At 69.8% G+C, this 21,005-nt stretch carries 22 protein-coding genes; 13 read left to right on the forward strand and 9 right to left on the reverse strand.

Annotated features, from left to right (window positions below; genetic code table 11):
- Window positions 1-8 precede the first annotated feature (8 nt).
- The 4 genes from LA521A_RS09790 to LA521A_RS09805 form a co-directional block, all read right to left on the reverse strand.
- The gene (locus LA521A_RS09790; RefSeq protein ID WP_281778727.1) at window positions 9-1,265 is read right to left on the reverse strand and encodes a hypothetical protein; all 1,257 of its coding nucleotides are present in this window, start codon (window positions 1,263-1,265) and stop codon (window positions 9-11) included.
- Between the two features lie 5 nt (window positions 1,266-1,270).
- A complete protein-coding gene (locus tag LA521A_RS09795; RefSeq protein WP_281778728.1) occupies window positions 1,271-3,679 on the reverse strand; it encodes a hypothetical protein in 2,409 nt (802 codons plus the stop codon).
- A 196-nt stretch (window positions 3,680-3,875) separates the two neighbouring features.
- Entirely contained in the window at window positions 3,876-4,556 is a 681-nt protein-coding gene (locus LA521A_RS09800; protein WP_281778729.1) for an AfsR/SARP family transcriptional regulator, read from the reverse strand.
- Between the two features lie 192 nt (window positions 4,557-4,748).
- Entirely contained in the window at window positions 4,749-6,032 is a 1,284-nt protein-coding gene (locus LA521A_RS09805) for an amidohydrolase family protein (RefSeq protein WP_281778730.1), read from the reverse strand.
- A gap of 258 nt (window positions 6,033-6,290) precedes the next feature.
- On the opposite strand from LA521A_RS09805, the gene paoA reads away from it, so the two are divergent.
- Genes paoA through paoC form a run of 3 tightly spaced genes read left to right on the forward strand, consistent with a single transcriptional unit; the run spans window position 6,291 to window position 10,128 of the window.
- A complete protein-coding gene (paoA, locus tag LA521A_RS09810) occupies window positions 6,291-6,980 on the forward strand; it encodes an aldehyde dehydrogenase iron-sulfur subunit PaoA (RefSeq protein WP_281778731.1) in 690 nt (229 codons plus the stop codon).
- Window positions 6,977-7,933: an FAD binding domain-containing protein gene (locus LA521A_RS09815; protein ID WP_281778732.1), complete on the forward strand. Its 957-nt coding sequence runs from the start codon at window positions 6,977-6,979 to the stop codon at window positions 7,931-7,933. The genes paoA and LA521A_RS09815 overlap by 4 nt, the downstream gene beginning before the upstream one ends.
- Window positions 7,930-10,128: an aldehyde oxidoreductase molybdenum-binding subunit PaoC gene (paoC, locus tag LA521A_RS09820; protein WP_281778733.1), complete on the forward strand. Its 2,199-nt coding sequence runs from the start codon at window positions 7,930-7,932 to the stop codon at window positions 10,126-10,128. The genes LA521A_RS09815 and paoC overlap by 4 nt, the downstream gene beginning before the upstream one ends.
- Here paoC and LA521A_RS09825 read toward each other — a convergent pair.
- The 3 genes from LA521A_RS09825 to LA521A_RS09835 are packed head-to-tail and all read right to left on the reverse strand — an operon-like array spanning window position 10,121 to window position 11,554.
- Window positions 10,121-10,447: a YkgJ family cysteine cluster protein gene (locus LA521A_RS09825; RefSeq protein WP_281778734.1), complete on the reverse strand. Its 327-nt coding sequence runs from the start codon at window positions 10,445-10,447 to the stop codon at window positions 10,121-10,123. The genes paoC and LA521A_RS09825 overlap by 8 nt on opposite strands.
- A 25-nt stretch (window positions 10,448-10,472) precedes the next feature.
- Window positions 10,473-10,784: a hypothetical protein gene (locus LA521A_RS09830; protein WP_281778735.1), complete on the reverse strand. Its 312-nt coding sequence runs from the start codon at window positions 10,782-10,784 to the stop codon at window positions 10,473-10,475.
- Window positions 10,785-10,810: 26 nt separating this feature from the next.
- A complete protein-coding gene (locus LA521A_RS09835) occupies window positions 10,811-11,554 on the reverse strand; it encodes a DUF3011 domain-containing protein (protein WP_281778736.1) in 744 nt (247 codons plus the stop codon).
- Window positions 11,555-11,895: 341 nt separating this feature from the next.
- On the opposite strand from LA521A_RS09835, the gene LA521A_RS09840 reads away from it, so the two are divergent.
- Window positions 11,896-13,107: a S1 family peptidase gene (locus tag LA521A_RS09840; protein WP_281778737.1), complete on the forward strand. Its 1,212-nt coding sequence runs from the start codon at window positions 11,896-11,898 to the stop codon at window positions 13,105-13,107.
- 57 nt (window positions 13,108-13,164) lie between these two features.
- Here the strand turns inward: LA521A_RS09840 and LA521A_RS09845 are convergent, their stop codons facing one another.
- Window positions 13,165-13,548: a VOC family protein gene (locus LA521A_RS09845; protein ID WP_281778738.1), complete on the reverse strand. Its 384-nt coding sequence runs from the start codon at window positions 13,546-13,548 to the stop codon at window positions 13,165-13,167.
- Between the two features lie 282 nt (window positions 13,549-13,830).
- On the opposite strand from LA521A_RS09845, the gene LA521A_RS09850 reads away from it, so the two are divergent.
- The 5 genes from LA521A_RS09850 (at window position 13,831) to LA521A_RS09870 (ending at window position 17,305) form a co-directional block, all read left to right on the forward strand.
- Entirely contained in the window at window positions 13,831-14,652 is an 822-nt protein-coding gene (locus tag LA521A_RS09850; RefSeq protein ID WP_281778739.1) for an alpha/beta fold hydrolase, read from the forward strand.
- 146 nt (window positions 14,653-14,798) lie between these two features.
- Window positions 14,799-15,005: a hypothetical protein gene (locus tag LA521A_RS09855; RefSeq protein ID WP_281778740.1), complete on the forward strand. Its 207-nt coding sequence runs from the start codon at window positions 14,799-14,801 to the stop codon at window positions 15,003-15,005.
- Between the two features lie 162 nt (window positions 15,006-15,167).
- Window positions 15,168-15,935: a molybdate ABC transporter substrate-binding protein gene (gene modA, locus LA521A_RS09860; RefSeq protein ID WP_281778741.1), complete on the forward strand. Its 768-nt coding sequence runs from the start codon at window positions 15,168-15,170 to the stop codon at window positions 15,933-15,935.
- A gap of 16 nt (window positions 15,936-15,951) precedes the next feature.
- Entirely contained in the window at window positions 15,952-16,668 is a 717-nt protein-coding gene (gene modB, locus LA521A_RS09865; protein ID WP_425494593.1) for a molybdate ABC transporter permease subunit, read from the forward strand.
- Entirely contained in the window at window positions 16,655-17,305 is a 651-nt protein-coding gene (locus LA521A_RS09870) for an ATP-binding cassette domain-containing protein (RefSeq protein WP_281778743.1), read from the forward strand. The genes modB and LA521A_RS09870 overlap by 14 nt, the downstream gene beginning before the upstream one ends.
- Here LA521A_RS09870 and LA521A_RS09875 read toward each other — a convergent pair.
- Complete coding sequence (locus LA521A_RS09875) at window positions 17,295-18,086, reverse strand: molybdenum-dependent transcriptional regulator ModE (protein WP_281778744.1); 792 nt, start codon at window positions 18,084-18,086, stop codon at window positions 17,295-17,297. The two genes, LA521A_RS09870 and LA521A_RS09875, sit on opposite strands and share 11 nt — an antisense overlap.
- 190 nt (window positions 18,087-18,276) lie before the next feature.
- Here LA521A_RS09875 and LA521A_RS09880 point away from each other — a divergent pair, with 190 nt between their 5' ends.
- The 4 genes from LA521A_RS09880 (at window position 18,277) to LA521A_RS09895 (ending at window position 20,965) form a co-directional block, all read left to right on the forward strand.
- Window positions 18,277-18,906, forward strand: coding sequence for an NAD(P)H-binding protein (locus tag LA521A_RS09880; protein ID WP_281778745.1), 630 nt, complete (start codon window positions 18,277-18,279; stop codon window positions 18,904-18,906).
- A gap of 66 nt (window positions 18,907-18,972) precedes the next feature.
- On the forward strand, window positions 18,973-19,647 hold the full coding sequence (locus LA521A_RS09885; RefSeq protein WP_281778746.1) for a type 1 glutamine amidotransferase domain-containing protein: 675 nt from the start codon (window positions 18,973-18,975) through the stop codon (window positions 19,645-19,647).
- A 269-nt stretch (window positions 19,648-19,916) separates the two neighbouring features.
- On the forward strand, window positions 19,917-20,351 hold the full coding sequence (locus tag LA521A_RS09890) for an organic hydroperoxide resistance protein (RefSeq protein WP_281778747.1): 435 nt from the start codon (window positions 19,917-19,919) through the stop codon (window positions 20,349-20,351).
- Window positions 20,352-20,437: 86 nt separating this feature from the next.
- A complete protein-coding gene (locus LA521A_RS09895) occupies window positions 20,438-20,965 on the forward strand; it encodes a thioredoxin family protein (RefSeq protein WP_281778748.1) in 528 nt (175 codons plus the stop codon).
- Window positions 20,966-21,005: the final 40 nt, after the last annotated feature.

The following is a 21,005-nucleotide window of genomic DNA, read 5'->3' on the forward strand; positions in this document are numbered from 1 at the left end:
TTCCTTCGTCAGGCGACGCGGACTTCGTGGGTCAGCCAGGCGCGCGCGCGGTCGATCCACGCAGGCGCGGTTTCGGGGTGTTCGGCTTCGCGCAGGCCGGCCAGCGCGACGATGCGGATGCCGTCGGTATTGCGCCAATGCGCGCTCGTCCACAGCGCGGGGCCCGCGCTGCGCTCCAGTTGCGCGAGCGCTTCGGGCGAGACGCGCCGCGGATCGAGCACGTCGGTCATCGGCCGGCCCTTCAGCGCCGGCACGGGCGCGGACAGGCACGCCGCGGCGATGCGCGGCATCGCGGCCATCGAGCGCGCGAGCAGGGGCTGCACGCTGGCCTCGGCGTTGGAGACCGGGTGATGCGCCTGCATTGCGCGCTGCAGGTGCACCCACGGGCCGTTCGCGCCGAAGCACAGGCGCGAGAACGCGCAGCCCAGCGCGGTGCGCAGCCAGCCGATGGGATGCGGATCGCCGATCGGCCATTGCAGGATCGTGCGCGAATCGCCGACGACGTCGTAAAGCGCCGCCACCGACGCGTAACCGGTCAACAGGAACGCGTGCACGTCGGCGGCGATCTCCGACGCCCACGGCGTCCACATCGCCTGCAGCTGCGCGTCGTCGGCGAGCGCGCGTGCGAGGGCGTCGCGCATCGCCGGCACCCAGCCGGTGAGGTGCGCCACCTGGTGGCCGGTTTCGTGGAACAGCGAGGTCGGGCGGTACAGGTTGTGGCGCACGATCTTGATCGCCGCCACCGGCATGATCGCGCCCGGCACCCACAGGCGGATGCCCGCGCGCAGGATCGACGCACCCGTGCCCTTGTCCTGGTAGACGAGCGCGCGCGGCACGGGCTTGCCGGCGCGTTGCAGCACCGGCGCCATGCTCGCCACGGCGAGGCGGTCCAGCGTGGACAACGCGGCGCACAGCGTCGGGTTCGTGCGCGAGTTCACCGCGTCGCCGAGGAAATCCAGCGTGGTGTCGACCTGCACATAGCGCCGGCGGAACCGCTGCACCGACGATGCCGCCTGCGACAGCAGCGACGGGTCGCGTCGTGCCTTGGCGATCAGCGCGTTGCTCGCCTCGCCCAGCGCGATCAGCTCCTCGACGATCGCGTGCAACTGCTGGCGCAGCGGCGCGCCGATGTCGCGTTCGACCGACTTCCATGCTGCCAGCGACGCGAACTCCTCCGCATCGCGGAACGTGCGCGCGGCCGCCAGCCAGTGCGCCACCTGGCGTTGCAGGTCGGCGACGACCAGCGCGTGGTCCAGGGACTGCACGGCGCTCATTTGCGGCCACGCCCCGGGGTAACGGTGATCGCGACGGTCGGCGTGCCGCGCAGCGCGTTCTCGATGGCCGCCGGCGTCGCCCTCGCCGCGCCCTGCCCGGCCTGTGCGAGCAGGTCCATGCCCGGCACTGCGCCCAGCCTCACGCGTACCGTGACGCCCGCATCGGGATGCCCCGCGGCGCGCGCGAACGCCTCGCCGTTGGCGCGTGCCCACGTCGCCAGCGCCGGCAGCACCCACGCATCGATCCGGCGCCGCAGCACCGCGGCGACGGCCGGGGGCATCGACACGCGCGCCTTCGCCGCTTCGTCCTCATGATCCTCGCTGTCTTCCTGCACGATGCGCACGTGCCCGGCCGGCGCGCTCGCGGTTCGCTGCTGCATCGCCCGATACGCACGCGTGAGCGCCTGCAGCAGCACCGGCCCGCGTCCCTGGCGAATGCCGTCGGCGACGGTCTGCGTGTCCGCTTCGGACAGATAGAAACCTACGGTGATGCGCGCGCGACGCAGGTTCACGACGATCCACGCGCGGCTGGGCGCGAGTCGCGACGCCGCGGCGCGCGTGGCTGCGGGCGGCATCGCCAGCGCGCCCGCGGCGTTGACCGGTTCGAGCAGGTAGAAGCGCTGTCCCACGGCGATGCGATGACGTGAACGCAGGAACGCCGGCGCGGTGGCGACGCCCAGCTTCGGCTCGCGCAGCAGCAGGCCGGCCGCTTCCGGCGTGAGCGGATGCACGCGCCAGGAAGCCGCTGCGCCGCGCGCGCCGTTGCCGCGATCGGTGCGGATCATGCGCGGGAAGGTCGTGCCGGCCGCCGACTGGTAGATGTGCATGCGCGCGCGGAACGGGAACGTCGCGCCCGCCGCACGCAGCACGGCGCCGACCGTCGAGCCGCCGAAGGTCGGCAGCGCGTCGGCGATCTGCGCGGTGATTTCAACCTCCGGCGTGCGGTTGTACTTGCGGTACGTGCGCACGCTGCGCGGCCGCCGCGCGACGAACGTGCCGCCGACCGAAGGCGCCTGCCGCAACGGCGGGCGCACGAGGTTCTGCGGGAAGTGCGTCGCCACCGCCTCGCCGAACGCATCCGATGCAGCGAGCTGCAGCAGGTCCTCGTTCTCGAACACGTAGTCCTCCTGCTCGGCGAGGCGCCGCACCGTGTCCTCGACGACGCTCGCGAGCGCGACCGGCGCGGCCTCGTCCGCGCGCGATTCGCGCGTGCCGTCCTCGGCTTCCAGCGCGACCAGGCGCATGCCGGTGTCGACGATCGCGTTCGACAGCGGACCCGACAGTTGCGGGCCGACCCAGCGCGAGATGAGCTTGCCGAGGTAGCCGGCCAGGAAGCGCACCACTTTCGAGCGCCCCACCAGGTTGATGCCCACGCGCAATGCGCCCAGCAGCACGGGCGCGAACTGTTCGACGGCGGGTGCGAGGTCTTCGTTGTCGTCGGCCGAGCGGATGCGGTCGATCAGCACCCCGCGCGCCTGCGCGAGGTGTTCGAGCGCGCGGCCGTCCTCGCCGGACTCGGACTCGTACTCCGGCTCCTCGTACTCGCCGCTGTAACCGCCGGTCGCCTCGCCCGTGATCGCTTCGGCGAGTGCGGCGTCGAAGGATTCGGCCAGCGATTCGACGTCGACGAGATTCGTCGGCGAGGACGCTTCGTACGTGCCTTCCGAATCGAACGCTTCGGAAGTGATCTTCGCCGCCAGCGTGCGCGCGGCCGGTTGCAGCGCGGCGGGAAGCCGGCCGATCGCCATCGACAGCACGCGCTTGAGCAGCGGGTTGATGAGCGCCTTCAGGCGCTGCAGCACGGGGCCCAGCAACGTGCCCGCCACCTTGCCCACCGTCTTGGCGGTGTTGGCGACGAACTTCACCACCTTCTTCGCCTTGCGCACGATGGCGCTGACGAACTCCTCGCCGGCCGGCGTCATTTCCCCGGTCTGCGGGTCCAGGCGATCGAGCGCTTCGGACAATTGCTCCTCACCCATCGATTCGAGGTCCTGCCCCGCGAGCGCCTGCTCCAGCGACTCCAGGTACTGCCCGGCTTCGAAGCGCACCGGCGAGAGCTGCGCGTCGGCGTAGCGTTCGCGCTCGGCGGCGGACGACGGCGACTCGTCGGTGAAGCGGTCGGCGACGGTCTGTTCGGTTTCCTCGGTCAGGAACGCGACGGCCTCATCGAACGCCTCGTCGCGCAGTTCGGCGAAGGCCTGCGCGAGCAGGCGATCGGATTCGGATTGCGGCATCGCCTCGCCGATGGCTTCGGCGAACGGCGAGGCGCTCTCGTCGCCGGGCGCCATGCGCTCGGCGGGCGGCGATTCCGCTTCGGGCATCGCCTCGGCCATCGCCTCGGCGAAGGGATTCTGCTCGGACTGCGCGTTCCATTCCCGGTCGAGCGCTTCCTGGATCATCGTCATGACACGGCTCCGCGGCGGTGGCTTGCACGCGGGCAGTCCACCACGGCGCCCGTCCAGCGACGTACCTGTGTGCGTTGCTAGGCCGTGCGCGCTGCGTCGTACGCGCATCAACGCGGCGTCGGCGTATCGGTCGCGCTGCGTCGCCGTTGCGTCCGCAACGCGTCCACGCGCGAGCTGGGCACTGCGATTGCCGGATTCAGTGAGCGTGCGTGCGGGCGTGCGCGAGCTCGCCGACGCGCCGCGCGAGCGCGGGATCGGGTTCGACGCCCAGTTCATCGTCCAGCCGCTGCGCGAGCAGCCGGAAACACTGCACGGCCTGGTAGCGGTTTCGCTGCGCGAGGTGCGCGTCGATCAGCGCTTCGGCGGCCGATTCGCGCAGCGGTTCGGCAGCGAGCGCCGCGGCGCCGGCCTGCGTCGCCAGATCGTGCTGGCCCAGCGCGGTCAGCGTGCGGCACGCCGCCTCCAGCGCCTGCACGCGCAGGATGCGGAACGCGTCGTAATGCGCGAGCACCCATTCCTCGTGCCAGCCGGGCAGCAGGTCGCCCGAGAGCAGCGCGATGTCGTCCAGCGTGAGCGCCTCGCCTGCCAGCGCCTGTGCGGCGACGCGATGGGCATGTTCCAGATCGCATTGCGCGTCCAGGGCGAGCTCATCGCCGAGTGCACGGATCCAGCCACGCGGCACGTGCCAGAGCGCGCGGCGCAGGTTGGCGCGACCGGCCTCCTCGCCCGCATTCGGCCACAGGTGCGCCGACGCCAGCGCACGCGCGACGGGCTGCCGCTGCAATGCCAGGTACGCGAGCAGTCGCCGGCCGGGCAGCGACAATCGCATCATCGGATACACGCCGAGGCGTCCGACGATGGCAATTTTGCGTGTCACGTTGTCGTGGGGGAGATCCGTCACCCTCTGCCTCGACGGCGCGGCGGAACGGGGCCGCGTGACGCGGACTTTCAGTCCACTTCGATAGGACGCATTCCGTGCGCGCTTTCGGTCAACGACAAGCGTGAATGGCGAAACGGATGCGCCGCCGCGCGCAGCCGGCGATGCATCCGTCGCGCGGGGTGCGTTCGACTACTTGTCCTTCGACGATGTCGTTGCAGCGTCCGCATCGTGAATGACGCGCCCGTCGCGCACGGTCATGCGAACGTCGGCGAAGGCTTCGTTGCTCTTGCGCGGATCGCCGCGCAGCAGCACGAGGTCGCCCGCGTAGCCTTGCGCGATGCGCCCGCGCTGCGCGCCCTGCCCGAAACGCTGCGCCGGCGCCGTGGTCAGGCTCGTCAGGATCTGGCGCCAGTCCATCCCGGCCGCACTCATCAACCTGTATTCGAGGTGCGTGTCGTAGACCTCGATGTAGCCGGCGTCGGTGCCGAACAGGATCTGCCCGCCGCCCTGCGCCATCGCCCGCACCTGCTGCGTCGCGGCGCCAACGAAGCGCTGCAGGACCTCCTCCGGCACGTTCTCGCGGCGCAGTTCGGAATCGAACAGCGTCAGCGTGGGCACCAGCGCCATGTCGTCGGCCTTCAGCCGCGCGACGAACGCCGGCGACCACTCGCCCGCGTCCGGCGCGGTGTGCGCGAGCACGTCCACGCCGCTGTCGATGGCGACGTCCAGGCCGGCCTGGTCCGTCGGATGGGCGAAGGCGGGCTTTCCGTGCGCGTGGGCTTCCTCGACGATCGCACGCGCGATGTCGGCGGACATCGGCAACACGCCGCGCGGCCCGCCGACGATGGCGCCGGTGAACAGCTTCACGCCGTCGGCGCCCGCCTGTATCTGCGACGCGGCGCGCGAACGCCCCTGCTCCGCGCTGGCGATCTCGGCGCTGGGCGCCTTGGTCTTCTCCCACAGCTCGCGCACGTAGATCGGCGTGCCGTGTTCGGGATAGAACGGCATGTCGACGGTCAGCAACTGCGGGCCGACGACATCGCCGCGCTCGATGCGGCCGCGCAGGGCGCGCACGTCGCCGGGCAGCGAGGCGATGTCGAACAGCGTGGTGAAGCCCCACTGCGTGAAGCGCTCGCGCAGCGCATCGCTCAACACGGCCGCGGGCTGGTCGCCCGGTTGATGGAACGGCGGCGCGATCAGGTGGACGTGGCTGTTCCAGAAGCCGGCCGTCACGCTCGTTCCGCGTCCGTCGACGACCTGCGTCCCGCGCGGCACGTCGACGCGCTTGCGCGGACCGACGGCGGTGATGCGGCCGTCGCGGATCAGCACCGTCGCGTCGTCGATGGGCGCGGCGTCCGGCGCGGGAAACACGCGGGCGCCGACGATGGCGAGGTCCTGCGCCATGGCGGGCATCGCGATGGACAGCAGCAGCGCGCTGGCGACGGCGCACAGGGTTGGAACGGTCTTGCGCATGTGGTTTCCCCGGATGGGCGCCATCTCGCCCGATGCCGTATCGTGCGACAGACGCCGCGGCCGAGGTAGCGCCGGAAGTCAGGTTCGCCGCCGCGCCGCACCGCTTTGCCGACTCCACGCGTTCGAACGCGACGCCGCGCCGATCACGCAACCCTACCGGCCGGCGTGATACCACCCACGGTCAGGCCCGGTTGCAAGCGTCACCGCACCACCGCCCGCAATGCCCATCAGCCAGTCCTCTTCGGGGAAACGCAGCCAATGGACAAGGATCCTTCGCCCCATGCACGCGCGCCCGCCGACGGCGGCCCGCTCGACACGCGCGTGAGCCGGCGCAACGTGCTCATCGCCGGCACCGTCTCGGCGGCGGCCGGCGCCCTGCCCGCGGTCGCCACATGGGCGAACGAGGCGACCGCTCCGACCGAGGCCCGACCGGTGGTCATGTCCAAGGTGACGTTCGAAGTGAACGGCAAGCCGCGTTCGCTCGAAGTCGATACGCGCACCACCCTGCTCGACGCGCTGCGCGAGCACCTGCGCCTCACCGGCACCAAGAAGGGCTGCGACCACGGCCAGTGCGGCGCGTGCACGGTCATCGTCGATGGGCGGCGCATCAATTCGTGCCTGACATTGGCGGTGATGAACGAAGGCGCGCACATCACCACCATCGAAGGCCTCGGCACGCCGCAGCAGCTGCATCCGATGCAGGCCGCGTTCGTGAAGCACGACGGCTACCAGTGCGGCTACTGCACGCCGGGGCAGATCTGCTCGGCGGTGGCGATGCTGGACGAGGTGAAGGCCGGCATCCCGAGCCACGTGACGGCCGACCTCACCGCGCGCTCGAAGCTCAGCGCCGAGGAAGTCCGCGAGCGCATGAGCGGCAACCTCTGCCGTTGCGGCGCGTACTCCAACATCCTGGATGCCATCGACGACGTGGCCGGAGGCCTCGCATGAAGGCCTTCGCCTACGAACGCGCGCGCACGCCGGCCGAAGCCGCGGCGGCGGTCGCGCGGCAGCCCGGCGCGAAATTCATCGCCGGCGGCACCAACCTGCTCGACCTGATGAAGCTGGACATCGAAACGCCGACGCACCTGGTCGACGTGAACGGCGTCGGGCTCGACGAGATCACCAGGGCCGACGGCGGCGGCCTGCGCATCGGCGCGCTGGTGCGCAACACCGACCTCGCCGCGGACCGCACGGTGCGTCGCGATTACCCCGTGCTGTCGCGCGCGCTGCTGTCGGGCGCGTCGGGCCAGCTGCGCAACCGCGCGACCACCGCCGGCAACCTGCTGCAGCGCACGCGCTGCCCGTACTTCTACGACACCGACCAGGCGTGCAACAAACGCCTGCCGGGCAGCGGGTGTTCGGCGCTGGGCGGATTCTCGCGGCACAACGCCATTGTCGGCGTGAGCGATGCATGCATCGCCACGCATCCCAGCGACATGGCCGTGGCCATGCGCGTGCTCGACGCGGTGGTCGAGACCGTCGACCCGCAGGGCCAGACGCGCGCGATCCCCATCGCCGAGCTGCATCGCCTGCCCGGCGACACGCCGCACATCGAGCACACCTTGAAGCCCGGCGAGATGATCACCGCCGTGACGCTCCCCAAACCCGCTGGCGGCACGCAGATCTATCGCAAGGTGCGCGATCGCGCGTCGTACGCGTTCGCGCTGGTCTCCGTTGCGGCGATCATCCAGCGCGATGGCACCGGGCGCGTCGCCATGGGCGGTGTCGCGCACAAGCCGTGGCGCGTCGAGGCCGCGGACGCCGCGATGCCGCAAGGCGCGCGCGCCGTCGCGTCCGCGCTGCTGGAGGGCGCGCGCACCACGCACGACAACGCGTTCAAGAAGCCGCTGGCCGAACGCGCCATCGCCGCCGTGCTGGTCGAGGCCGGGAGGACCGCATGAAGTTCGACACGCCCGCGACCACCAATCCGATCGACCAGGGCAAGGTCGTCGGCCGCGCCACCGACCGCATCGATGGCCCGCTGAAAACCACCGGCACCGCGCCCTACGCCTACGAGCGCCACGACGTCGTGCCGAACCAGGCCTACGGTTACGTGGTCGGCGCCGGCATCGCCAAGGGCCGCATCACGCACCTGGACGACAGCGCCGCGCGCAAGGCGCCCGGCGTGCTCGCCGTGGTGTCGGCGAAGAACGCCGGCACGCTCGGGCTGGGCCGGTTCAATACGGCCAAGCTCCTCGGCGGGCCGGAGATCCAGCACTACCACCAGGCCATCGCGATCGTCGTCGCCGAAACCTTCGAGCAGGCGCGCGCCGCCGCGCAGACGATCCGCGTCGATTACGAACGCACCCAGGGCGCGTACGACCTGGAAAAAGCCAAGCCCGGCGCGATCGCACCGAAGGGCGAGAAGCCCGACAGCGGCGCCGGCGATTTCGATACGGCGTTCGCCAACGCGCCGGTGCAGTTCGACGCGACCTACACCACGCCCGACGAATCGCACGCGATGATGGAGCCGCATGCGTCCATCGCCGCGTGGGAGGGCGACAAGCTCACGGTGTGGACGGCGAACCAGATGATCAACTGGGGCGTCGGCGACCTCGCCAAGACGCTCGGCATCCCGAAGGAGAACGTGCGCCTGGTGTCGCCCTACATCGGCGGCGGCTTCGGCGGAAAGCTCTTCCTGCGCGCCGACGCGCTGATGGCCGCGCTCGGCGCGCGTGCGGCGAAGCGTCCGGTGAAAGTCGCGCTGCAACGGCCGCTGATGATCAACAACACCACGCACCGTCCGGCGACGATCCAGCGCGTGCGCCTGGGCGCGACGAAGGACGGCAAGCTCACCGCGATCGGCCACGAAAGCTGGAACGGCGACCTGCCCGGCGGCGGGCTGGAAGTCGCCGTGCAGCAGACGCGCCTGCTCTACGCCGGCGAGAACCGCATGACGCGCATGCGCCTGGCGACGCTCGACCTGCCCGAAGGCAACGCCATGCGCGCGCCCGGCGAGGCGCCCGGCATGATGGTGCTGGAAGTCGCGATGGACGAGATGGCGGAGAAGCTCGGCATCGATCCGGTGGAGTTCCGCATCCTCAACGACACGCAGGTCGATCCGGAAAACCCGTCGCGCCCGTTCTCCAAGCGCCAGTTCGTCCAATGCCTGCGCACCGGCGCCGAACGCTTCGGCTGGAACAAGCGCGTCGCCCGGCCCGGCAGCGTGCGCGACGGACGCTGGCTGGTCGGCATGGGCATGGCCAGCGCGTTCCGCAACAACCTGCTGATGAAGTCGGCGGCGCGCGCACGGCTCGATGGCCGCGGCATCGTCACCGTCGAAACCGACATGACCGACATCGGCACGGGTTCGTACACGATCATCGCGCAGACCGCCGCGGAAATGATGGGCGTGCCGCTGGACAACGTGGTGGTGAAGCTGGGCGATTCCAGCTTCCCCGTCTCGTGCGGCTCGGGCGGCCAATGGGGCGGCAACAACGCCACCGCCGGCGTGTTCGCGGCGTGCACGAAACTGCGCGAAGCGGTCGCGCAGAAACTGGGCTTCGACGCGTCGACCGCGGAGTTCGTCGATGGCCGCGTGCAGTCCGGCGCACGCCGCGTCGCGCTGACGGACGCCGCGAAGGACGGCGAGATCGTCGCAGAGGACACCATCGAATACGGCGACCTGGACAAGAAGTACCAGCAGTCCACCTTCGGCGCGCATTTTTGCGAAGTCGCCGTGCACGCCGACACGGGCGAGGTGCGCGTGCGCCGCATGCTCGCGGTGTGCGCGGCCGGTCGCATCCTCAACCCCAAGTCCGCGCGCAGCCAGGTGATCGGTGCGATGACGATGGGCGTGGGCGCGGCGCTGATGGAGGAGCTGGCGATCGACCAGCGCATGGGCTTCTTCGTCAACCACGACCTGGCGAGCTACGAGGTGCCGGTGCACGCCGACATCCCGCACCAGGAAGTGATCTTCCTCGACGAGACCGATCCGATGTCCTCGCCGATGAAGGCCAAGGGCGTGGGCGAACTGGGCATCTGCGGCGTCGGCGCGGCGGTGGCGAACGCGATCCACAACGCGACGGGTTTTCGCGTGCGCAAGTACCCCATCACGCTCGACAAGCTGCTGGAGCACCTGCCGGCGGTCAGCTGAGCAGCGCGACCTCGATCAGGCGGCGCTGGTCGTCCGCGTATTCCTCGCGGACGGCATGGCAGTACGGTCCGCCCATCACGAAACGCCGGCACACCTCGGGCCGGCTCTCGTAGATGCCGCAGTTCATGCGCGCGCCGTCGAGCGCGACGCACCAGCCGTCCTCGTCGTGCGCCATCACCAGCAGGTTGGCGTCGGTGCGCGCCGTCAGGTGCGCCGGGATGCGGTCTTCGGGCTGCAGCACGACGGTGAGGCGGCAGCACACCGCATCGCAGCGCGAGCAGTGCGCCTTGCCTTCCGCATGACGGCTATCGGGCCTCATGGCCGTAGCGTGGCGCGTCATGCCGCTAGGGCAGCGTGAACTTGCGCGTGGTGCGCAGCGGCCACAGCGAGGTGAACTTCGCGCCGCCGACGAGCCGGTACGCGCTGGACACGCCCTGCACCACGCCCATGCGCTCCAGCACGTCGCGCGCCTTGCGGAACGACTGGCGCGGATCGGCGGTGAGCATGAACAGGTTGATCTCGTCGCGGTGGACGTCGTAACCCTCCAGTTCCACCTTGTCGCCGAGCGCCTGCTTCAGTTCGGCCTCGATCGTGGCAAGGAAGGTTTCGTCGGCGAGCGATTTTCGCCAGAACTTGATGATCAGCTGGTAATCCATCCGGCGATTATGGCGGACGAGGCGGTCTAACGCTTGCGGATCGGCCCCAGCGATTCCACCCGCCCGTCGTTACGCACCATGCACAGGTAGCGTCCGTCGTCGTAATCGACGATCAATTCGGTGACCTCATCGTTGACCGGCACGAGCGTGACCAGCGCGCCCTGCTTTCCGGCACGCGCGTTGCACGCGCCCAGCAGCGTGTCGCCGGCCGGTGCGGCGGGCGCCTTCGCATTGCCGACGTTGCGGAACACCGCGCGGCAGCCGTCCGACACCCAGATCGAGTGGCGGTTGAGGCCCCAGTTGCGGCCCTGCTCGCAACGCGTATCGCTGAGTTGCCGCACCATCCGCACGTCGCCGCGCGTGTCCATGTCGCATTCGGTCTGGCGGTGGTCGCGCGATTCGCAGGTGACTTCGCGCGGAAGCTCGCGCGGCGCGGCCTGCGCCGGCGCAGCGACAGCCGCATCGCCGAGCGTGCACACGCCGTTCGCCCCGCCCTTCCCCGTCCAGGAAAGCTGCACGCCGCCGTCCGGGCTGCGCGAGATCGACACCGTCGCGCCGCTCTGCCCGTCGCGCGCTTCGTAATAATCGTCGTTGAACCGCTTGAGCTGCATCGCGCGCCCGTCGACGAACACCGGCCCGCCTTCGTCGGCGTGCACGCTGCGTCCGCCGGGACACGTCGCGTTGAACGCGGGAATCGCGGCGTCGGCCGGCATGGCCGACAGCAGCACGAGGGAGCCCAACACCAGCGACAGCACGGCGGCACGCGTCATGGCTCACCTCTTCGGGGCATTGCTCGCATCCTAATCGCGTGCATTCCGACGCACCTTCACAAGCGGGCTCGGCCATCGCACCGGCGCAAGTGAATGCAGCTTCCCGCACGCGTTCTTCTTAACTTCGCTCCGACAAAACACCGGCCGAACGGCAAAGACAATCACACAAAACGACACGCATCGCGCCGTTCGTCGAAGAGCGCCGACGACTTCACATTTTCCTTGCAAACGCGCGAGCACGATCCGCCGGCCGGGCCAGCTTCGCCCGTTGCGACAATGGATCCGCCGCAACCCTCGACACAGGTCCCGCATTCCGACCTTCATCTTCCGGGGTAATGCCGATGCGCAAGTTTGCTTCCTGGGCCAAGCGCGGCCTGATTCTTCTTTCGCCACTTCCGCTGTTCGCCGCGATGACGGCGTACGCCGCCGGCCCGTCCGACGAACTCCAGTCCTCCGTGCGCGCGGCGATGCAGCGCGATCTCAACCTTGACGCCAGCCAGCTCGCGCAGTACCTGAAGGTCGAGCGACTGGCGAACGTGCAGGAGAAACAGCTGGCGAAGGCGCAGGGCCGCGATTTCGCGGGAAGCTGGATCGAGCGCAAGGCCAATGGGCAGTTCCACCTGGTGGTGGCGACGACCTCGCTGCGTCCGGCGAAGGGCCTGGCCGATGTCGAAATCCGCAACGCGCGCCACAGCCTGGCCTCGCTGGAAAGCGCCAAGGGCCAGCTGGACGGCGTGCTCGCGCGCGCCGGCAAGGCGCCCGCCGGCGTGTACGGCTGGTACGTCGATTTGCCGAGCAACAGCCTGGTGGTGAGCGTCGGCAAGGGCCATGAGCAGGCCGGCATCGATTTCGTCGCGGCCAGCGGCGCCGATGCGCGCGCCGTGCGCATCGAAACCGCGGAAGAACAGCCGAGCCTGCGCGTCGCGCTCGAAGGCGGCCTGGGCTACCTGCGCAATCCGGGCGACGGCTACCTCTATGCGTGCTCGATCGGCTTCCCCGTCACGCAAGGCGGCTACGTCACCGCCGGCCACTGCGGCGACGCCGGCGAAGTGGTCTATTTCGAACCGTCGCAGTGGACGCTCGGGCCGAAGATCGGTTCGTTCGTCGCGTCGAGCTTCCCGAACGCCGGCCAGACAGGCAACGACTTCGCGTGGGTGAAGGTCGATGCCGGCCACACGCTCGCACCGGTCGTCGACGGCTACGGCAACGGCGACGTGACCGTTCGCGGCAGCACCGAAGCGGCGGTCGGCGCGGCGATCTGCCGCTCGGGCCGCACGTCCGGCTGGCGCTGCGGCACGATCGAAGCGAAGAACCAGACGGTGAGCTACAGCACGGGCGAGACGATCCTCAACCTCACGCGCACCACCGCGTGCTCGGAAGGCGGCGACTCGGGCGGCTCGTTCATCACCGGCCCGGGCCAGGCGCAGGGCGTGCTGTCGGGCGGCAGCGGCAGCTGCAAGGGCAAGACGCCCAACAACCGCACGCGCAGCTTCTACCAGCCGCTGCTTCCGATCCTGCAGAACTACAACCTGACGCTGCTCACGGGCACCTGATCGCCCGCCTCGCGTCGCATCCAACGAACGCCCCGGCTCGCCGGGGCGTTTGTCTGTTCACGCCGCGACCGGCGCGTTGATCGTCGCTTCGATCCGGTGCCCGTCGGGATCGACCAGGAACGCGGCGTAGTAGTGATCCCCATAGTCCGGACGCAGGCCGGGCGCGCCGTTGTCCTCGCCGCCGACCTGCAGCGCCGATGCATGGAACGCATGCACCGCGTCGCGCGACGGCGCGCAGAACGCGATGCGGAATCCCGGCCCCGGCGGCGTCGCATCGTTGCGCAGCTTCAGGCACAGCAGGTCTTCGCCATCGTGGAGGCCGTAGCCGATCGCGGTGTCGTCCTCGAACACGCGTCGATAACCGAGCGCGCCGAGCGCCGCGTCGTAGAAGCGTCCGGACAACGCGAGATCGCGGACACCGATGGAGAGGTGGTGGAGCATGTGGCGCACTCCAATGGCACGGGTCGCGCAGTCTAATCGCACCCGCACGCCGCCCGTCACGCAAACCCGACGACCTGTCATCCGGGCGCTGCGGTGCTGTGCCACACTCGACCTTCCCGCCCGTTACAGAACGCGGAGGAAGACGCAGCCCGCCCTTCCGTTCGCCAGACCGCGCCTTCACGGCCGCGACGTCTTTCGCGGCGATCCGCCGCGCCGCTGCCGCCATCGCCCATCGCGCTCCGCTCGACGCTCCCGACCCTCCCCCAACCGAGGACCACCGCAATGAGCACCATCACCACGCAGGACGGCACGAAGATCTTCTACAAGGACTGGGGCACCGGACAGCCCATCGTCTTCCATCACGGCTGGCCGCTGTGCGGCGACGACTGGGACACGCAGATGCAGTTCTTCCTCGCGCAGGGCTATCGCGTGATCGCGCACGATCGCCGCGGCCACGGGCGTTCGACGCAGACGGCAACCGGCAACGAGATGGACACCTACGCCGCCGACGTCGCGGCGCTCGTCCAGGAACTGGACCTGCGCGATGCGATCCACATCGGGCATTCCACCGGCGGCGGCGAAGCCACGCGTTATGTCGCCCAACACGGCAAGGGCCGCGTGGCGAAGCTGGTGCTGATCGGCGCGGTGCCGCCGGTGATGGTGAAGTCGGCGAGCAATCCAGGCGGTCTGGACAAGTCGGTGTTCGACGACATCCGCGCGCACGTGTTCGCCGATCGCGCCGGGTATTACTGGGATTTCCCGGTGCCGTTCTACGGCTACAACCGCGACGGCGCCAAGCTGTCGGAAGCGGTGCGCCACAACTGGTGGCGCCAGGGCATGATGGGCGGCGCGAAGCCGCAGTACGACTGCATCGCGGCGTTCTCCGAAACCGACTTCACCGAAGACCTCAAGAGTATCGAGGTGCCGACGCTGGTGATGCATGGCGACGACGACCAGATCGTGCCGATCGACGACTCCGCGCGACTGTCGGCCAAGCTGCTGCGCAACGCGACGCTGAAGGTGTATCCCGGCCTGCCGCACGGCATGTGCACCACGCACGCCGACACGATCAATCCCGACCTGCTCGCGTGGATCCGCAGCTGATGCGATGACGCACGTGCGCCGGCGATCGCGTCGGCGCACGTCGCGAACGTTCCAACGCGGGCAAGGCTGCGCCGTCACCTGCGTTCAGCCATGTCGTCACAAAAAGGGCGTAGCGTGCAAGATCCCCGTCGAACCGGGAGTGCGTCATGTACGAGTTGTCCGTGACCGATAGCCAGCGCTCGTTCCTCGAGGACCTGGGGCGCACCGCCCGCGCCCATCTCGCGCACCTGGACTGGGACGAAGTGGAGCCGCACCTGCGGCTGGGCTGGTATTCCAGCGTGCTGTCGAACGACCTGGACTGGGGCCACGTGGAGGCCATCGCGCACGAGAGCTGGTCGCGCGATCCGTTCTAGGCGCCGCGCTCGGTAGCCCGGGTCACTAACCCGGGTGCGCGGCGCTTACCCGGGCTACAAAAGCCCGGCTACGGGGGGCAAGCGTGGACGCCGGAAAGGCGGGCGTCGCGACGGAAGATGCGCTATATAGCGCCCTATATCCCGCCGCCCTCCGGAGCCCCCATGCCCGTCTGGATCCGCCGCGCCGCGCTGTGCGTGCTCGCATTCGCGCTCGCCGCCCCCGCCTCCGCCGGGCAGCCGGTCCGCGTCTTCGCCGCCGCCAGCCTGACCAATGCGCTCAACGACATCGCCGTCGAATGGGAGAAGGCCGGGCACGCGAAACCGAGCCTCGCGTTCGCCGCATCGTCCGCGCTGGCCAAGCAGATCGAAGCCGGCGCGCCCGCCGATGTGTTCGCCGCCGCCGATCTCACGTGGATGGATTACCTCGACAAGCGCGGCAAGCTCCAGCCCGGCACGCGCGCGAACCTCGCCGGCAATTCGCTGGTGTTGATCGTGCCGGCGGGCCGGCGCATCCCGGTGCGCGTGCAACGCGGTTTCGACCTCGCCGGCGCGTTCGATGGCAAGCTCTGCACCGGCGACCCCGGCGTCGTCCCGGTCGGCATCTACGCGCGCGAGGCGCTGCAGAAGCTGGGCTGGTGGTATGCGCTGCAGGGCCGCGTCGTCGGCACCGACGACGTACGCACCGCGCTGGCGTTCGTCGAACGCGGCGAATGCCCGCTCGGCATCGTCTACGCGACTGACGCGAAGATCAGCCGCAAGGTCGAGGTGCTCGCGACCTTCCCCGCCGACACGCACAAACCCATCGTGTATCCCGTCGCCGCCGTGCGCGGGGCGCGTCCGGAAACCGCCGCGTTCCTGCAGTACCTGAAGACCTCGAAGACCGCCGCGACGATCTTCGCCCGCTACGGTTTCACCGTCGGCACGCGTTGAGCACGCGCCCATGACGATGTGGCTGTCGCCCGAGGAATGGAACGCGCTGGCGCTGTCGGCGAAAGTCGCGTTGTGCGCGACCGCGGCGTGCCTGCCGTTCGGCATCGCCCTGAGCTGGCTGCTGGAGCGCCGCGAATTCCCCGGCAAGGTGTGGATCGACACGCTCGTGCAGTTGCCGATGGTGCTGCCGCCGGTCGTGCCCGGCTACCTGCTGCTGTTGCTGCTGGGCACGCAGGGGCCGCTGGGCCGATGGTTGCTCGATACCTTCGGCGTGGTCGTGGCGTTCACCTGGAAAGGCGCGGTGATCGCGTCGGCCGTGATGGCGTTTCCGCTGATGGTGCAGCCGATCCGCCTGGCGATCCGCCTGATCGATCCGCGCCTGGAAAAGGCCGCGGCGACGCTCGGCGCGAAACCGTGGGACACGTTCTTCAGCGTGACCCTGCCGCTGTCGGTGCCCGGCCTGGTCGCCGGCTGCATCCTGTGTTTCTCGCGTAGCCTGGGCGAGTTCGGCGCGACGATGGCCTTCGTCGGCAACATCCCCGGCGAAACGCGCACGCTGCCGCTGGCGATCTACAGCCTCACGCACGTGCCCGACGGCGAGGCCGCCGCGCTGCGGCTGTCGCTGCTGTCGATCGCGCTCGCGGTGATCGCGCTGCTGGTCAGCCGCTGGATCGGCCTGCGCGCCGAGCGCCGGCTCGGCTACCTCGATCGGGGGCCGCATGCTGAGCTTTGACCTGCACCTGGCGCGCGGCGATTTCGCGCTCGATGCGAAGGCGGACGTCGGCGACGGCGTGACCGGCGTGTACGGCCCGTCGGGCTCGGGCAAGAGCACGTTGCTGGCGCTGCTCGCCGGCTTGCTGTCGCCTTCGCGCGGCCGCGTGCGCCTGGCCGAACGCGTGCTGGTCGAAACCGATGCGCGCCGCTTCGTGCCCGCGTGGGATCGCCACGTCGGCCTGGTGTTCCAGGACGGCCAGCTGTTCCCGCATCTCACGGTGCGGCAGAACCTGTTGTTCGGCCACGCGCGCATTCCCGCCGCGACGCGCCGCTTCGATCTGGCCGGCGTCGCCGAACTGCTGGAGATCACCCCACTGCTGGATCGTCGCCCGACGCTGCTCTCCGGCGGCGAGCGCCAGCGTGTCGCGCTCGGACGCGCCCTGCTCTATTCGCCGCAACTGTTGCTGCTCGACGAACCGCTGTCCTCGCTCGACGATCGACTGAAACGGCAGATCCTGCCGTTCCTCAAGCGCATCAAGGACGAGACGCGCCTGCCGATGCTGTACGTCACGCACGCGCACGGCGAGCTGGATTACCTCGCCGATCGCGTCCTGCGCATGGAAGGCGGACGCCTGCAGCCCGCCGTCACGGACTGACGGCGAGGATCACGCTGGAGGCCTTGAACAGCGCCGTGGCGGGCACGCCTTCCACGAGCTGCAGGCGTTCGGCGGAGGCGTTCGTGACGATGGCGGCGATGGCGTTGCCGCCTTCCACTTCGATCACGACTTCGGTGTTCACCGCGCCGCGCGCGATGCGCACGACGGTGCCGGGCAGCTGGTTGCGCGTGGACAGGCGCACGCCTTCCAGGTCCGTGCCGACGATGACGCTGGAGGCCTTCACCAGCGCGATCGCCTGCGTGCCGACGGCCAGCCCCATGTGCTGCGTGGATTCGTGCGTGACGATGGCGACGATGCGCCCACCGCCGGTAAGTTCGAGTTCCACCTCGTCGTTCACCGCGCCGGCCGCGATGCGCACGATGCGGCCGGCGAGATGGTTGCGTGCGCTGGTGAGCATGGCGAAGCGTCCGATGATGTCCAGCTCGCGCCCGGCGTGCGCGATACGTTCGTTGAGCAGTTCGACGAAACGCGCGTTCTGCGTCTCGACTTCGCGCCACGTGGCGACCAGGCGCTCGCCGTCGGGCGTAAGCCGCGTGCCGCCGCCGCCCTTGCCGCCGACGACGCGTTCGACCAGGGGCGCGTCGGCGAGGTTGTTCATCGCGTCCACGGCGTCCCACGCGGCCTTGTAGGTCAGCCCGACGCTGCGCGCCGCCGCCGCGATGGAGGCTTCGGTGCCGATCGCCGCCAGCAGGTCCATCCACCGACGGCTGCCGAAGGTGCCATGCGCGGCTTCCACGGTGAGCGAGCTTCGGATGCGCATTGCGTGGCTCGTTTCGTCCTGATCGGCCGCACTTTAGCGCAGTGGCGAACCGGTGATCCCCCGCAGGCTGGATCGACGCCCGTGTGCATTGCGTCCTTCGGCGAGCCTGACGCGGGGATGACGAATGGGAACATGCGACCAGCATCGCGGGCTGGTTACACTCGCCGCACCCGCACGGACGAGGCCGCACATGAAGCTCATGATCGTCGGCGCCACCGGCCTGGTCGGCCGCCATGCCTTGCAGATCGCGCTCGCCCATCCCGCCATCGAGCGCGTGATCGCGCCCGTGCGCCGCGCCATGGCCGACCACCCGAAGTTGCTCGCGCCGGTCGTCGATTTCGATGCGCTGCCCGCGGATGCGCCGTGGTGGAACGTCGATGCGGTCGTCTGCGCGCTCGGCACGACGATCCGCGTGGCGGGCTCGCAGGAGGCGTTCCGTCGCGTCGACCACGATTACCCGCTCGCCGTCGCGCGACATGCGCGGGAACACGGCGCATCCACCTTCGTGCTGAATTCCGCCATGGGCGCCGACGCGACCTCGCGCATTTTCTACAGCCGCGTGAAGGGCGAAGTGGAACGCGACCTCGCCACGCTCGGCTTCGCGTCGCTGACGGTCGTGCGGCCCGGGCTGATCGGCGGCGAACGCGAGGAATACCGCGCCGGCGAACGCGCGGCGACCGTCGCGCTGCGCGTGCTGCATCCGCTGCTGCCGCGCCGGTGGCGGATCAATCCGGCCGACCGCATCGCACGCAGCATGATCGACGCGGCCGTGCAGGCGATGCCCGGCGTGCACGCGATTGGCTCCGACGCGCTCGCCTGACGCCTCACCGCCGCCTAACCCGTCACGCGCCAGACTGCGGGTCCGCTTACCGCACGAAGACGCCGCATGAAGATCCTGATGGTGCTCACCTCGCACGACCGCCTGGGCGACACGGGCGAAAAGACCGGCTTCTGGCTGGAGGAATTCGCCGCGCCGTACTACGTGTTCACCGATGCCGGCGCGCAGGTCACGGTCGCCTCGCCCAAGGGCGGGCAGCCGCCGATCGATCCCAAGAGCGACGATCCCGCCAACCAGACGCCGTCGCAGGACCGGTTCAAGTCCGATCCGGACGCGCAGGCCGTGCTGGCGAAGACGCATCGGCTCGATTCGCTGTCGGCCGACGAATTCGACGCGATCTTCTACCCCGGGGGCCACGGGCCGTTGTGGGACCTGGCGGAGGATCCGGCGTCGATCCGGTTGATCGAAACGTTCTACGAATCGGGGAAACCCGTCGCGGCCGTGTGCCACGGACCCGGCGTGCTGCGCCACGCGAAGCACGGGGACGAGCCGCTGGTGAAGGGCCGGCGCGTCACCGGTTTCACCAACTCCGAAGAGGACGCGGTGAAGCTCACGAACGTGGTGCCGTTCCTGGTGGAGGACGAACTCAAGCGGCTGGGCGGGCGCTACGAGAAGGCCGGCGATTGGCAGAGCTTCGCCATCGTCGACGGACGGCTGGTGACCGGGCAGAACCCGGCGTCGTCGGAAGCGACGGCGGAGGCGTTGTTGGGGCTGTTGCGCTGACCGACTCCCGCGCGTTTGTAGCCCGGGTAAGGCCGTAGGCAGCACCCGGGGCGATGCGCCTCGACGCGTTGAACGTTGCCGGGCCCCGGGTGCGCTTCGCTTACCCGGGCTACAAAAGCTGGCGGCGGCTTTGTATCCCAACGTATCCGCCCGCTCGCCCGCCACACTCCCCGACAAATCCCCGCACGGCGCGACACGTGCGCGATACCGCGCGGCCTCGGAATGGCGCCACCGGAAACCACCGGCCCACCCCTCCGAGGAACACCGTCATGTCCCACTCCCTCCAGACCGTCGTCTACACCGCGCACACCCACGTCACGGGCGGCCGCAGCGGCACCGGCCGCTCCAGCGACGGCGCCATCGACGTCGCGCTCAGCACGCCCGGCTCCAACAAGCCCGGCTCCAACAAGCCCGGCACCAACCCGGAACAGCTGTTCGGCATCGGCTGGTCGGCGTGCTTCATCGGCGCGCTCGGCTTCGCCGCGCAGGAGCTGAAGGTGAAGCTGCCGGCCGACACCGCCGTCGACGCCGAGGTCAACCTGGGCAAGACCGCCAACGGCGAGTACCAGCTCGCGGTGAAGCTCGACGTCAAGCTGCCGGGCCTGGACGACGCGACGCGCCAGCAGCTGGTCGAGATGGCGCATCGCACCTGCCCGTACTCGCGCATGACGCGCGGCGATGTCGACGTCGAGATCGTCACCTGAGGCGGAGCCGCCCCGCCCCGATCCTCCTGCCGTTCCGGCGCGCGCCATCGCCGCGCCGGCGGCCCTCGAAACCAGAGAGGTTGCCCATGTCCAAGTCGATTTTCGCGGGCCTCGCGCTGTCGCTCTGCCTGCTCGCCGGCTGCGCGCCGGGCGTGCAGGCCGAGCCTTCGCGCCCGGCGCCCGCACCGGAATTCACCGGCATCACCAAGTGGCTCAACGCGCCGCCGCAGACCATCGCGGGGCTCAAGGGCAAGGTCGTGCTGGTGGAGTTCTGGACCTACTCCTGCATCAACTGCATCCACGTGCAGCCGCATGTAAAGCAGTGGTACGACCGCTATCGCGACCAGGGCCTGGTGGTGGTCGGCGTGCACACGCCCGAGTACGACGAGGAGCGCAGCACCGCCAACGTGCGCCGCGCGATCGAGCGCTTCGGCATCGACTACCCCGTCGCGCAGGACAACGACTACGCCACGTGGCACGCCTACGGCAACCGCTTCTGGCCGGCGATGTACCTGGTCGACAAGGACGGCCGCATCGTCCATCGACATTACGGCGAAGGCGATTACGACGGCATGGAGCAACGCATCCGCGACCTGCTCGCCGCCAAACGCTGACGTTCACGGGCGATGGCACAATCGCGCCATCGCCCCTCCG

Source organism: Lysobacter auxotrophicus (genome assembly GCF_027924565.1).
GTDB classification, from domain to species: domain Bacteria; phylum Pseudomonadota; class Gammaproteobacteria; order Xanthomonadales; family Xanthomonadaceae; genus Lysobacter_J; species Lysobacter_J auxotrophicus.